Origin of the sequence: Streptomyces sp. NPDC001668 (genome assembly GCF_042893155.1) — a bacterium.
Taxonomy (GTDB): domain Bacteria; phylum Actinomycetota; class Actinomycetes; order Streptomycetales; family Streptomycetaceae; genus Streptomyces.
This window is the reverse complement of record NZ_JBIAUQ010000026.1, coordinates 48,122-60,709: the sequence shown is the minus strand read 5'-3', so window position 1 is coordinate 60,709 and position 12,588 is coordinate 48,122. Positions and strand designations below refer to the sequence as shown.

At 70.4% G+C, this 12,588-nt stretch carries 12 protein-coding genes; 4 read left to right on the top strand and 8 right to left on the bottom strand.

Features of this window, described 5'->3' with window-relative positions; all coding sequences use genetic code 11:
* Positions 1-257 precede the first annotated feature (257 nt).
* Positions 258-1,382 (top strand): recombinase RecA, encoded by a 1,125-nt coding sequence (gene recA / locus ACFYZ8_RS44130; protein WP_388542458.1) that lies wholly within the window; start codon positions 258-260, stop codon positions 1,380-1,382.
* Positions 1,383-1,386: 4 nt separating this feature from the next.
* Positions 1,387-2,403 carry a recombination regulator RecX gene (gene recX, locus ACFYZ8_RS44125; RefSeq protein ID WP_388542456.1) on the top strand — a complete coding sequence of 339 codons (1,017 nt, stop codon included), beginning with the start codon at positions 1,387-1,389 and terminating at the stop codon, positions 2,401-2,403.
* Positions 2,404-2,515: 112 nt separating this feature from the next.
* Here the strand turns inward: recX and ACFYZ8_RS44120 are convergent, their stop codons facing one another.
* The 7 genes from ACFYZ8_RS44120 to ACFYZ8_RS44090 all read right to left on the bottom strand — a co-directional run bounded on the left by ACFYZ8_RS44120 (position 2,516) and on the right by ACFYZ8_RS44090 (position 8,588).
* Complete coding sequence (locus ACFYZ8_RS44120; protein WP_388542454.1) at positions 2,516-3,052, bottom strand: cysteine dioxygenase; 537 nt, start codon at positions 3,050-3,052, stop codon at positions 2,516-2,518.
* Positions 3,053-3,128: 76 nt separating this feature from the next.
* The gene (locus ACFYZ8_RS44115) at positions 3,129-3,176 is read right to left on the bottom strand and encodes a hypothetical protein (protein WP_309506048.1); all 48 of its coding nucleotides are present in this window, start codon (positions 3,174-3,176) and stop codon (positions 3,129-3,131) included.
* Positions 3,177-3,292: 116 nt separating this feature from the next.
* A complete protein-coding gene (locus tag ACFYZ8_RS44110; RefSeq protein WP_388542453.1) occupies positions 3,293-4,897 on the bottom strand; it encodes an FAD-dependent monooxygenase in 1,605 nt (534 codons plus the stop codon).
* A 188-nt stretch (positions 4,898-5,085) separates the two neighbouring features.
* Positions 5,086-6,000 carry an amino acid ABC transporter permease gene (locus tag ACFYZ8_RS44105; protein WP_359040462.1) on the bottom strand — a complete coding sequence of 305 codons (915 nt, stop codon included), beginning with the start codon at positions 5,998-6,000 and terminating at the stop codon, positions 5,086-5,088.
* Entirely contained in the window at positions 5,997-6,674 is a 678-nt protein-coding gene (locus ACFYZ8_RS44100) for an amino acid ABC transporter permease (protein ID WP_359040464.1), read from the bottom strand. Before ACFYZ8_RS44100 ends, ACFYZ8_RS44105 begins: the two co-directional genes overlap by 4 nt.
* 233 nt (positions 6,675-6,907) lie before the next feature.
* On the bottom strand, positions 6,908-7,750 hold the full coding sequence (locus ACFYZ8_RS44095) for a glutamate ABC transporter substrate-binding protein (protein WP_388542450.1): 843 nt from the start codon (positions 7,748-7,750) through the stop codon (positions 6,908-6,910).
* A 61-nt stretch (positions 7,751-7,811) separates the two neighbouring features.
* Positions 7,812-8,588, bottom strand: a complete 777-nt coding sequence (locus ACFYZ8_RS44090) for an amino acid ABC transporter ATP-binding protein (protein WP_359040468.1) — start codon at positions 8,586-8,588, stop codon at positions 7,812-7,814.
* Positions 8,589-8,900: 312 nt separating this feature from the next.
* On the opposite strand from ACFYZ8_RS44090, the gene ACFYZ8_RS44085 reads away from it, so the two are divergent.
* Positions 8,901-9,584 carry a response regulator transcription factor gene (locus ACFYZ8_RS44085; protein WP_359040470.1) on the top strand — a complete coding sequence of 228 codons (684 nt, stop codon included), beginning with the start codon at positions 8,901-8,903 and terminating at the stop codon, positions 9,582-9,584.
* A gap of 331 nt (positions 9,585-9,915) precedes the next feature.
* A complete protein-coding gene (locus tag ACFYZ8_RS44080) occupies positions 9,916-11,298 on the top strand; it encodes a HAMP domain-containing sensor histidine kinase (RefSeq protein ID WP_359040472.1) in 1,383 nt (460 codons plus the stop codon).
* Here the strand turns inward: ACFYZ8_RS44080 and ACFYZ8_RS44075 are convergent.
* Entirely contained in the window at positions 11,288-12,292 is a 1,005-nt protein-coding gene (locus ACFYZ8_RS44075) for a TAXI family TRAP transporter solute-binding subunit (protein WP_359040474.1), read from the bottom strand. The genes ACFYZ8_RS44080 and ACFYZ8_RS44075 overlap by 11 nt on opposite strands.
* Positions 12,293-12,588: the final 296 nt, after the last annotated feature.

The following is a 12,588-nucleotide window of genomic DNA, read 5'->3' as shown; positions in this document are numbered from 1 at the left end:
CCGGTGGGGGTCCGGGGGAACCTCCGGAGCGCGCCGCGGGAAGTGTCCCGGGTGCCGCGTGGTGCGCTTGACACGAAAATCGAACATCCATTCTTATGGAAGTTCCGGCGAAGCCGACGGCGGGCGTTTCGACATGGTTTGCATGGAGAAGTGTCCGAGTTATCCACAGGCTGGGCGGGCGTCGGGGCCCATTGTCAGTGGCAGGCGTTAGCGTCTTTGACGTGAAGCGATCGACTCAAGCAAATCGGGTGGAACCCATGGCAGGAACCGACCGCGAGAAGGCGTTGGACGCCGCGCTCGCACAGATTGAACGGCAGTTCGGCAAGGGCGCGGTCATGCGCATGGGCGAGCGGCCGAACGAGCCCATCGAGGTCATCCCCACCGGGTCGACCGCACTCGACGTCGCGCTCGGCGTGGGCGGTATCCCGCGCGGCCGTGTGGTGGAGGTGTACGGGCCGGAGTCCTCCGGCAAGACGACCCTGACCCTGCACGCGGTGGCCAACGCACAGCGGGCCGGCGGCCAGGTGGCCTTCGTGGACGCGGAGCACGCCCTCGACCCCGAGTACGCGCGCAAGCTCGGCGTCGACGTCGACAACCTGATCCTGTCCCAGCCGGACAACGGCGAGCAGGCCCTGGAGATCGTGGACATGCTGGTCCGCTCCGGCGCCCTCGACCTCATCGTCATCGACTCCGTCGCCGCGCTCGTCCCGCGCGCGGAGATCGAGGGCGAGATGGGCGACTCCCACGTGGGTCTGCAGGCCCGTCTGATGAGCCAGGCCCTGCGGAAGATCACCAGCGCGCTCAACCAGTCCAAGACCACGGCGATCTTCATCAACCAGCTGCGCGAGAAGATCGGCGTGATGTTCGGCTCCCCGGAGACCACGACCGGTGGCCGGGCGCTGAAGTTCTACGCCTCGGTGCGCATGGACATCCGCCGTATCGAGACCCTGAAGGACGGCACGGACGCGGTCGGCAACCGCACCCGCGTCAAGGTCGTCAAGAACAAGGTCGCGCCGCCCTTCAAGCAGGCCGAGTTCGACATCCTCTACGGCCAGGGCATCAGCCGCGAGGGCGGTCTGATCGACATGGGCGTGGAGCACGGCTTCGTCCGCAAGGCCGGCGCCTGGTACACGTACGAGGGCGACCAGCTCGGCCAGGGCAAGGAGAACGCGCGCAACTTCCTGAAGGACAACCCCGACCTGGCCAACGAGATCGAGAAGAAGATCAAGGAGAAGCTGGGCGTCGGCGTGCGTCCCGTGGAGCCTGCCGCCGAGCCGGGTGCGGACGCCGCGGTGACCGCCCCCGCGGACGACACCGCGAAGGTGCCTGCTCCGGCGGCCGCGAAGGCGACGAAGGCCAAGGCCCCGGCCGCCAAGAGCTGATCCTGTGACACGGCGAACCGACTGGACCGAGCACGAGGACGCTCCGCGAGGACGGGGCGGAAAGGGCGACGGGGGTTCTGCCGGGCGGGGCGGCGACGGACACGGGGGCGGTGCGGGGCAGGGGGCGGACGGGGGACGCGGCCGTTCGGCGTCGCGGGGAGTGGGCCGGGCCCACGGTGACGAGCCCGCGGGCGGTGCGGACGGGGAGTACGGCCGTGCGCTGATGTACGGCGACGGCCGGCCCTTTCGGGTCGCTCGCTCCGGCGGCGACGGTTCGCCCTACGGCGACCGTCCGTCGTACGGAGACAGCGAGTCGTACGGAGACAGTGAGTCGTACGGCGGCGAAGGGGCGGTGCGTGGCTCCGGGACGGTAGGCGGGGGTTCGCGTGCCGGTGAGAGGGGGATCCGTGGCGCGGGCGGTTCCCGTGGGCGTCGGCAGCGCCGACGCGGCTTCGGGGAATCGCCCGGTGAGGACGGAGACGGTCTCTCCTCGTCGAGGGCCGAGAAGGGGGAGTCTCCGGCGGACCCGGTGGAGCGGGCGCGGGCGATCTGTCTGCGCCTGCTCACCGGGACCCCGCGCACGCGGAAGCAACTCGCCGACGCCCTGCGCAAGCGGGAGATCCCGGACGACGCCGCCGAGGAGGTGCTGTCGCGGTTCGAGGAGGTCGGGCTGATCAACGACAGCGCGTTCGCGGAGGCCTGGGTGGAGTCCCGGCACCACGGCCGGGGGCTCGCCCGGCGGGCGCTCGCCCAGGAACTGCGCACCAAGGGCGTCGACTCCACGCTGATCGACGAAGCCGTCTCGCAGCTCGACTCCGAGCAGGAGGAGGCGACGGCCCGCGAGCTGGTCGACCGCAAGCTGCGGGCCACTCGCGGCCTCGACCGCGACAAACGACTGCGCCGCCTCGCCGGAATGCTCGCCCGCAAGGGCTACTCCGAGGGCATGGCCCTGCGGGTGGTCCGGCAGGCGCTGGAGGAGGAGGGGGAGGAGACGGGGTTCCTCGGGGACGACGGGTTCTGAGCCGGGGCGATGTCCGGTGAAGGCGGAAGCACCACCGGGTACGACGCCTCGCCCATGCAGGACCTCCCCGGCCCCTACGGCGCCGTGCGCCCGCCGGGCCCGGTGCTGGTCCTCACTGCCAGTCCTCCGGCCGCTCCACATGCTCCAGGCGCAGGGTCTGGCCGGTGCGGCTGTAGCGGCGGATCTGAGGGAGCGGCGGGTAGTAGGCGTGCACGGAGATCGCGTGGACCTCGGTGGACTCGTTGAGGACCTCGTGGACGTGGTGCCGGCCGAAGGAGCGGCCCTTGCCGGCCGGCAGCCGTCGTTCGCGGTCCACGTCGTCGGAGAGTTCGAGGGTCTTCCAGCCGTCGGCGGGCAGCCGCGCGGCGAGGGAGTTCTCCTTGAGCTCGCCCGCGGCGGTGATGAAGGCGCCGACCGACTCGGCGTGGTCGTGCCACCCGGTGCCGGTGCCGGGCGGCCAGCCGATCAGCCAGGCCTCACTGCCGCCGGGCCCCTCAAGGCGCACCCAGGTGCGGCCCTCGGGGTCGAGCGGGAGCGAGTCGATCAGCTCGGTGTCGGCGGCGGTGCGCCGTACGAAGTCGAGGAGTTCGGCCTGGGTGGGCGGTGCGACGGCGGAGGAGACCGAGGGGAAGGCGGGGGAGACAGACACGGGTACCGTCCTGAGAAGAGTTCGCGACAGCGTGCCGTCGCACAGGCGCGGCACGCGGAGGAAAGAAGAGGCGAATTCAGCAGGACGGGCGACACACGCAGCCCGCATAGCGGACGAGGTCCATATGGACCCTCCGCCACAGGCGCACACAGGTGTCGGTCACGATCCGGAGTACACCATGACCGCGATGGCTGTTTCAACTCACTGTCACTATGTGGACGCACAGTGACAGTGAGCACGTCAACGCGGGCCGGCCCCCGCGTTCGCCTCGGCCTTCGTGGGAGGGCCGCCGAGTGCCGTCTCGGCCGCCGCGTACAGGTCGGCCGGGCGGACCCCGCTCAGCGCGGTGACGAGGTGACCGTCGGGCCGTACGAGAAGGACCGTGTGCGGGGCCGCGCCCGGGTACTCCTCGGCGACCAGGAGTTCGGCGGAGTGCGGCAGCGCGGTCACCGCCGCGGCCAGGCGGGGCATGATCCCGGCGGTCACCCAGTGTTTGCGCTCCCACACGCCGGTGCCCGGTGCGACCAGGACGACGAGCAGCGCGCCCCGGCCGAGGCGCTCGCGCAGCCGTACGAACGAGCCGTCCTCGGCGGTGACCCGCACATCCGTGACCGGCTCCCCGGGCAGGGTGTCGACGGGCACCTCTCCTTCGAGGTGCCGGGGGGCGAGCGGTGAGTCGGCGTACGCCCCCGGCGTGCCGAGCGGGCCGCGCCCCAGGTGACCGTCCGTGAGCAACGCGTCGTGGCTCCGGGCCGAGCCGGGGACCACCGAGCGCAGACCCCCGCCGCCGCGCAGCAGGGGCAGCGCCTGGTCGGCGGCGCGCAGCCGCCCGGCGATCGCGGCGCGCCGCTCGGTCTGGTAGCTGTCGAGCAGCGCCTCGTGCGGGCCGTGATGCCAGGCCAGGGCCAGTTTCCAGGCGAGGTTGTCGGCGTCCCGGAGGCTCTCGTCGAGCCCCTGCGTGCCGAGCGCCCCGAGGCAGTGCGCCGCGTCCCCGGCGAGGAAGACCCGGCCGGCGCGCCAGCGGCGGGCCAGCCGGTGGTGCACGGTGTGGACTCCGGTGTCGAGGAGTTCGTACGGCGGTGTCGAGCCGTCCGTCCAGCCCGCCAGGGTCTCGCGGACGCGGGCCACCAGGAGTTCGGGGGTGACCAGGTCCTTGCCCGGCGGCAGCAGCCAGTCCAGGCGCCACACGCCCTCGGGGAGCGGGCGGGCGGTGATCTCCCCGGCCGTCGGTCCGGTCGTCCGCCACGGCGGCATCCGGTGCAGCAACGCCCGCTCCTCGAAGGGGAGTTCGGTGCGCAGGGCGGCGACGGCGTGACGCTCCACGGCCGTACGGCCCGGGAAGCGGATGTCTTCGAGCTTGCGGACGGTGGAGCGCGGGCCGTCGCAGCCGACCAGGTAACTGCCGCGCCACCAGGTGCCCTTGGGGCCACGGGTGTGGGCGGTGACGCCCGAGGGCTCCTGCTCGACGGTGTCGAGACGGCTGTCCGGGGCGAGCCTGACCAGGCGCTCCTCGGCGAGGGCGGCGCGCAGGGCGCCGGTCAGCACATGCTGGGCGAGGTGCAGGGGGGCGTCCCCGGCCTCCTCGAAGTCGACCTCGCGCATCACCTGCTTGCGGCGCATCGACCGCCATCCGGCCCAGTGCACACCCAGTTCGGTGACCGGCACTCCGGTCAGCCGGGACATGAGGGCGGCGGTGTCCTCGTGCAGTACGGCGGTGCGGGCCAGGCGGGGTTCGTCCTTGCCCGGGCCCTCGTCGAGGACCACGGAGGGGACCTCCTGACGCGCCAGCGCCAGGGCGAGCGTGAGCCCGACGGGCCCCGCTCCGACGATGATCACCGGGTCCACGGCGCGGCGCCCCCTGCCCGCAGCGGAATGCCGGGAGACGTATCTGAACAGGAGGTTGGGGCAGGGTGCACGATCACAGAACGTATGCAACCCATTGCCGGTGCTTGCGTCAAGTGACGGAGGCAGTGGCGATCATGCCACTGCCTCCGTGTCGTCCGGGTGGACCGTTCAACCCACTTGATTGGGCGTCAGAATCCGCCGCCGGTGTTCTCGCCGGTTCCGTAGGCGCCGCGCACGGCGGCGGGGTTGACCTCCACCGTGTCCTCGCCCAGCACCGCACCCGTGCTCTTCTTGCTCCGCCGCAGCCTCTGCTCCAGCCAGCTCGCGAAGCTGGTGAGGATGAAGTTGACGATGATGTAGATGATCGCCACGACGATGAAGCTGGGGATGACGTTGGCGTAGTTGGCCGCCAGCGTCTGGCGCGCGTTGAGCAGCTCGGTGAAGCCGAGCATCACGCCGCCCAGCGCGGTGTCCTTCACGATGACCACCAGCTGGCTGACGATCGCCGGCAGCATCGCGGTGACCGCCTGCGGGAGCAGGATGCTGGTCATCGTCTGGCCCTTGCGCAGACCGACCGCGTAGGCCGCCTCCGTCTGCCCCCGGGGCAGCGAGAGAATGCCGGCCCGGACGATCTCGGCGAGCACCGAGGCGTTGTAGAGCACCAGACCGGTGACGACGGCGTACAGGGGCCGTTCCTCACTGCTGATGTTCAGGGACGAGCGGACGTAGAGCTCGTTGGCGAACAGCATCAGCAGCAGGACCGGGATGGCCCGGAAGAACTCGACCACCGTGCCGGCCACGCCCCGCACCCAGGCGTGGTCGGACATCCGGGCGATACCGAAGACCGCGCCCAGGGGCAGGGCGATCACCATGGAGATCGCCGCGGCCTTGAGGGTGTCGGCGAGGCCGGGCAGGAGGTAGGTCGTCCAGGCCTCACCCGTGGTGAAGGGCTCCCAGAGGTCCCACTCCAGCTGGTTGTTGTCGTCCATCGTCCGCCACACCCACCACAGCACGAGGGCGAGCACGAGGGTGAAGACGATCGACAGCAGGACATTGCGCCGTTTGGCGCGGGGGCCCGGGGTGTCGTAGAGGACCGAGCTCATCGCTTCACCGCCAGTCGCTTGCTCAGCCAGCCGAGGAAGAGGCCGGTGGGCAGGGTCAGTACCACGAAACCGAAGGCGAAGATCGCGCCGATGAGCAGCGTCTGAGCCTCGTTCTCGATCATTCCCTTCATCAGGTACGCGGCCTCGGCCACGCCGATCGCGGCCGCCACCGTGGTGTTCTTCGTCAGCGCGATCAGGACGTTGGCCAGCGGGCCGATGACCGAGCGGAAGGCCTGCGGCAGCACGATGAGGCGCAGGGTCTGGCTGAAGTTGAGCCCGATCGCACGGGCTGCCTCCGCCTGCCCGAGCGGCACCGTGTTGATGCCGGAGCGGATCGCCTCGCAGACGAACGCGGCCGTGTAGATGATGAAACCGAGGATGGCCAGCCGGAAGCTCATGACCTTCACGTCGTCGCCCGCGCCCAGCGTGATGCGGAAGATGTCGGCGAGGCCGAGGGAGGTGAAGACGATGATGACCGTCAGGGGAATGTTCCGGACGATGTTGACGTAGGTGGTGCCGAACCCACGCATCAGCGGGACGGGGCTGACCCGCATCGCGGCCAGCAGGGTGCCCCAGATGAGGGAGCCGATGCCGGAGAAGAAGGTCAGCTTCACCGTCATCCAGAAGGCGCCCCACAGGCTCGGGTCGTCATAGTCTGAAATAAAGTCGAACACGATCTCCCGCGCTTCCGGGTGTGTGGCGGAGGTGTGGAGGGGCGCGACGCGCCGCCGCCCTGATCGCGGCGGGCGGCGGCGCGCCGGTCGATCCCTGCGCAGACGCTCCGCTGGACGGTCGGCGCCTGCCGATGGTCGGCCGCGGACTCGCTGTGGCTCGTCGGGCGGTTCCCGCGCCCCTTCCGGGGCGCGGCCGAACCGCGGTCACAACGCTGCGCGGGTCGATCCCTGCGTTACTTGACGATGACGCCGATCTTCGGGGCGGGCTCGTTCTTGTAGCCGGCCGGGCCGAAGTTCTTGTCGACCGCCTTCTGCCAGGAGCCGTCGCTGACCATCTTCTCGAGGGCCTTGTTGATCTTGTTGACGGTGGCGGTGTCGCCCTTCTTCACACCGATGCCGTAGTTCTCGTTGCTCAGCTTGAGGCCGGCGAGCTTGAACTGGCCCTTGTACTTGTCCTGCGAGGCGAAGCCCGCGAGGATCGAGTCGTCCGTGGTCAGCGCGTCGACGGCACCGCTCTGGAGGCCGGCGATGCACTCCGAGTAGCCGGAGTACTCACGCAGCTGGGCCTTCGGGGCGAAGTCGTCCTTGACGTTCTGCGCCGAGGTGGAGCCGGTCACGGAGCACAGCTTCTCGCCGTTGAGGTCCGTGGCCTCGCTGATCTTGGAGTCCTTCTTGACCAGCAGGTCCTGGTGGGCCAGCAGGTACGGGCCGGCGAAGTCGACCTTCTTCTTGCGCTCGTCGTTGATCGAGTAGGTGGCCGCGATGAACTTCACGTCGTTGCGGGCCAGCGCGTTCTCACGGTCGGCGCTCTTGGTCTCGACGAACTCGATCTGATCGGGCTTGTAGCCGAGCTCCTTGGCCACGTACGTCGCCACGTCCACGTCGAAGCCGGAGAAGGACCCGTCGGGCTTCTTCAGACCGAGGCCGGGCTGGTCGTACTTGATGCCGATCTTGATCGTGCCGCCGCCGGAACCCGAGCCGGAGCCCTCGTCCTTGCTGTCGCCGCCGCAGGCTGTCGCGGACAGGGCGAGGGCGAGAACGGCGGCCGAGGCGGCGGTGACCTTGCGGAGCTTCATGGTGAACATCCTTTGGGTGGTGAAGAGATGAGAGCCGTCGGTGGTCGATCCGGGTGGCACGTCAGTGGTGCAGGATCTTCGACAGGAAGTCCTTGGCGCGGTCGCTGCGGGGGTTGCTGAAGAACTGGTCGGGCGCAGCCTCCTCGACGATCCGTCCGTCCGCCATGAACACCACGCGGTTTGCGGCCGATCGTGCGAAACCCATTTCGTGCGTGACGACGATCATTGTCATGCCGTCGCGGGCGAGCTGCTGCATGACCTCCAGCACCTCGTTGATCATCTCGGGGTCGAGCGCCGATGTGGGCTCGTCGAAGAGCATGACCTTGGGGTCCATCGCCAGGGCCCGGGCGATCGCGACCCGCTGCTGCTGGCCGCCGGACAGCTGAGCGGGGTACTTGTCCGCCTGGGTGGCGACGCCGACCCGGTCGAGCAGGGCGCGCGCCTTCTCCTCGGCCTGCTTCTTGTCGGCCTTGCGGACCTTGATCTGACCCAGCATCACGTTCTCGAGCACGGTCTTGTGCGCGAAGAGGTTGAAGGACTGGAAGACCATGCCGACGTCGGCGCGCAGCCGGGCCAGCTCCTTGCCCTCCTGGGGCAGCGGCTTGCCGTCGATGGCGATCGAACCCGTGTCGATCGTCTCCAGGCGGTTGATGGTGCGGCACAGGGTGGACTTCCCGGACCCGGAGGGTCCGATGACCACGACGACCTCGCCGCGGGCGATCGTCAGGTCGATGTCCTGGAGTACGTGCAACGCGCCGAAGTGCTTGTTGACGCTCTTCAGGACGACCAGCTCGCCGGTCGCGACCGCATCTTCCTTGGCCGCCGATACATCGGTCATCGCTCTCTGGCTCCGTCCTCCTCGGTTTCGGAGGACAGTAGTGACCCCATGCGACCAGCGTCATCAGTCTTGAGGGGAATCTGAGCATCACGATCCGATAGCAATCGGACACGTGTCGTAGCACTTGCCACCAGTGCGCATCCGGTGTGCGTATCGGCCGGGTAACGGAACCGCGGCGCAACCGGAACCCACTTGACGCCGTCCTCTTCCATCAGCATGACTGCACGGTGCGCACGCGCGCGTGTGCCCGCACATTTGTACCTGTTCAGCGCATATTCAGATAGTACGTCCGATGAACCAAAGGGGGCCGGGGTGAGACTTCTCCTCGTCGAGGACGACAACCACGTGGCCGCCGCGCTGTCCGCGGTGCTCGCCCGGCACGGTTTCGACGTCACGCACGCGCGCAGCGGCGAGGAGGCGCTCCAGGCGCTCGTTCCCGAGGGCAACGGCTTCGGGGTCGTGCTGCTCGACCTCGGCCTCCCGGACCAGGACGGCTACGAGGTGTGCGGCAAGATCCGCAAGCGCACCAGCACGCCGGTGATCATGGTCACCGCGCGCTCCGACGTACGCTCCCGCATCCACGGGCTCAACCTCGGCGCCGACGACTACGTGGTCAAGCCGTACGACACCGGTGAACTGCTCGCCCGGATCCACGCCGTCAGCCGGCGCACCGTCCACGAGGACGCGCCCGGCGGGGACACCGCGCTGGTCCTCGGCGCCGTACGCATCGAACTGCCGACCCGTCAGGTCACCGTGGACGGCACCGTCGTCCAGCTCACCCGCAAGGAGTTCGACCTCCTCGCGCTGCTCGCCCAGCGGCCCGGTGTCGTCTTCCGCCGCGAGCAGATCATCAGCGAGGTCTGGCGCACCAGCTGGGAGGGGACCGGCCGCACGCTGGAGGTCCATGTGGCGTCCCTGCGCGCGAAGTTGCGGATGCCGGCGCTGATCGAGACGGTGCGGGGGGTCGGGTACCGGTTGGTGGCGCCGGGGGTGTGAGGGGCCGGTCCGGGGTGGGGGCTACGTGCGGACCAGGGGGGCAGCGGGCGGGGTGTTCAGCGGGTGCGGTGAAGCTGGGGGTGACGGTGTGCGGCGAGAGCTGTGCGAGGCTCTGGGGAGGGAAACGGGTCGGGTGAGGGACGGTGGCTGTGGGCGCGGGTGAGCGGGGCGGTGTGGGTGCCCGCGGGTGCGGTGATCGACGGGGAGCCGTACGGCTGCTGCGGCCGGGCGGGAGCTCGAGGCCGAGGTACGTGCACCGGGTGGCCGGGGTGCCGTGCGGTTCCACCCGCGGGTGTCCGGGCCCGCTGCCTCGGTCCGGGGCGTAGGCGTCGTGCGTACACGTCTGCTTCCGCTGCTCATCGTCCTCATGGCCGCCGTGCTGCTGGCCCTGGGCGTGCCGCTCGCCATCGGTGTGGCCTCCGCGCAGCAGCAGAAGGTCGTCGTCGACCGCATCGACGACACCGCGCACTTCGCGGCGCTCGCCCAGTTCGTCACCGACGCCTCCGACGAGCGCCTGGAGACCCTGGAGAGTGAACTCACCAGCTACTACAAGGTCTACGGCATCCGTGTCGGTGTCTTCTACGACGGCGACGTACCCATGGCCACGGCGCCCCGCGGGTGGTTCCTCCCCCGGGAGGGCGAGGTGCGCGACGCGTTCGGCGAGGCCCTGCTCAGTCGCCGCAGTCAGGACCCCAAGCAGGTGTGGCCCTGGCAGCGGGGCCGGCTGGTCGTCGCCTCGCCGGTGATCCGGGACGGGGACGTCGTCGCGGTCGTCGTCACCGACTCGCCCACCGGGCCGATGCGTTCACGGATCCTGCAGGACTGGCTGGTCATCTTCGCGGGCGAACTCGCCGCCATGCTGCTGGCCGTCGGCGCCGCGCTGCGGCTGACCGGGTGGGTGCTGAGACCCGTGCGGGTCCTCGACGCCACCACGCACTCCATCGCGAGCGGCGCCCTGAAGTCCCGGGTCGCGGTCGCCGGCGGCCCGCCCGAACTCCGGCGCCTGGCAAAGTCGTTCAACGAGATGGCGGACAACGTCGAGGACGTGCTGGAACAGCAGCGGGCCTTCGTCGCCGACGCCTCGCACCAGTTGCGGAACCCGCTCGCCGCACTGCTGCTCCGGATCGAGCTGCTCGCCTTCGAACTCCCCGAGGGGAACACCGAGATCGCCTCCGTGCAGGCGGAGGGGAAGCGGCTGGCCCAGGTCCTCGACGATCTCCTCGACCTCGCCCTCGCCGAGCACACCGAGGCGGACCTGAGGATCACCGACATCGGGGAGCTGACGGCCGAGCGCGTGGCCGCGTGGACGCCGACCGCCGAGGCCAAGGGGGTGCGGCTGGTGGGGAGTTGTCCGCCCACCACCGCCTGGGCCGACCCCGTGACCCTGTCGAGCGCCCTCGACGCCGTCATCGACAACGCGCTCAAGTTCACGCCGAAGGACGAGACCGTCCAGGTGACGGTCGCCGCGGACGGGGACACCTCGACCGTCGTCGTCGCCGACCGCGGGCCCGGGCTCACCGACGAGGAACTCGCGCGGGTCGGCGACCGGTTCTGGCGCAGCGGGCGGCATCAGAACGTCAAGGGGTCCGGGCTGGGCCTGTCCATCTCGCGGGCGCTGCTGGCGGCGGGGGGCGGGGCCATCGCGTACGGTCACCACGAGCCGCACGGGCTGGTGGTGACCGTGTCGGTGCCCCGCACTCGCCCTACGGCTTGACCGAGCGGTAGTAGCGGCGGGCGCCCTCGTGGAGGGGGACCGGGTCGGTGTAGATCGCCGTACGGACGTCCACCAGCTGGGCGGAGTGGACGTCCCGGCCGATGCCGTCCCTGCTCTTGATCACGGTCCGGGTGAGCCACTCGGTGAGCTCGGGGTTCATGTCCTCTCGGGTGATCAGCAGGTTGGAGACGGCCATCGTCGGGACGGTCCTGCCGTTCTGGACGGACGGGTACGCCGACGCCGGCATGTTGGTGGCGCGGTAGTAGCGGGTGGGCTCGCCCTCCGCGTGCAGCGCCGCCACGAGGGACGGTTCGATCGGGACGAAGCGGAACGCCGAGCGTTCGGCCAGTTGCTTCAGGCCGTCGGTGGGCAGGCCGCCGGACCAGAAGAACGCGTCCAGGCCGTGGCCGAGGAGCTTGGGGCCGGTGTCGATGCCTTCCGCCCTCGGCCGGATGTCCTTGTCCGGGTCGATGCCGGCCGCCTTGAGCACGCGGTCCGCTATCAGTCGTACGCCGGAGTTGGCTACGCCGATGGAGACGCGCTTGCCCTTCAGGTCGGCCACGGTGTGGATGTCCGAGTCGGTGGGGACGACGAGCTGTACGTAGTCGTCGTAGAGGCGGGCCAGGCCGCGGAGCTGGTCGGCGCCGGGGTCGCCGTTCTGCTGGTAGGTCTCCACGGCGTCTGCCGCGGCGATGGCGAAGTCGGACTTTCCGGTCGCGACGAGTCTGACGTTCTCCTGGGAGCCTGCGCTGGTCTCCAGCTTCACCTTCAGGTCCGGCATGTCCTTGTGGATCTCCATGCGGAGGAGAGCGCCGTACTTCTGGTAGACGCCTGCCTTTGTGCCCGTGCTGAAGGTGATCGTGCCGGTCGGGGGGGTCTCGCCCAAGGGGAGCAGCCACCACAGGATCAGGCCGAGGGCCACGAGGGCGGCGGCCGCGGTCTGGAGCGCCTGCGCCTGGCGGCGGGTGAGGTGGGGTAGTGGCGGCTTGGGCATGCGGTGATCCTGCCAGGGGGGTGGGGGGGCTGGCCACCGTGTTCGGGGTGGGTGGGTGGGTGGGTGGTTGGTTGGGTGCGGGTTGGTGGGGGCGGGCGTTTTTGCGCAGTTCCCCGCGCCCCTGGATGCCTGCGGCGGCCTGGCTCGGCTTCGGTGGGGGCTTGTGTAGCGCGTGCGGTGGGTTGTGGGTCGGGGCCGGGGGGGGGGGGGGGGGGGGGGGGGGGGGGGGGGGGGGGGGGGGCGGCGGCGGCGGCCGGGGGGGGCCCCCCCGCGCCGGGGGGGCCCCCCCCCCCCCC

Coding starts and splice junctions, on each gene's coding strand:
- ACFYZ8_RS44095 (WP_388542450.1), bottom strand. CDS start 7,750: ATGAAGCTCCGCAAGGTCACCGCCGCCTCGGCCGCCGTTCTCGCCCTC.
- ACFYZ8_RS44075 (WP_359040474.1), bottom strand. CDS start 12,292: ATGCCCAAGCCGCCACTACCCCACCTCACCCGCCGCCAGGCGCAGGCG.
- ACFYZ8_RS44105 (WP_359040462.1), bottom strand. CDS start 6,000: ATGAGCTCGGTCCTCTACGACACCCCGGGCCCCCGCGCCAAACGGCGC.
- ACFYZ8_RS44090 (WP_359040468.1), bottom strand. CDS start 8,588: ATGACCGATGTATCGGCGGCCAAGGAAGATGCGGTCGCGACCGGCGAG.
- recA (WP_388542458.1), top strand. CDS start 258: ATGGCAGGAACCGACCGCGAGAAGGCGTTGGACGCCGCGCTCGCACAG.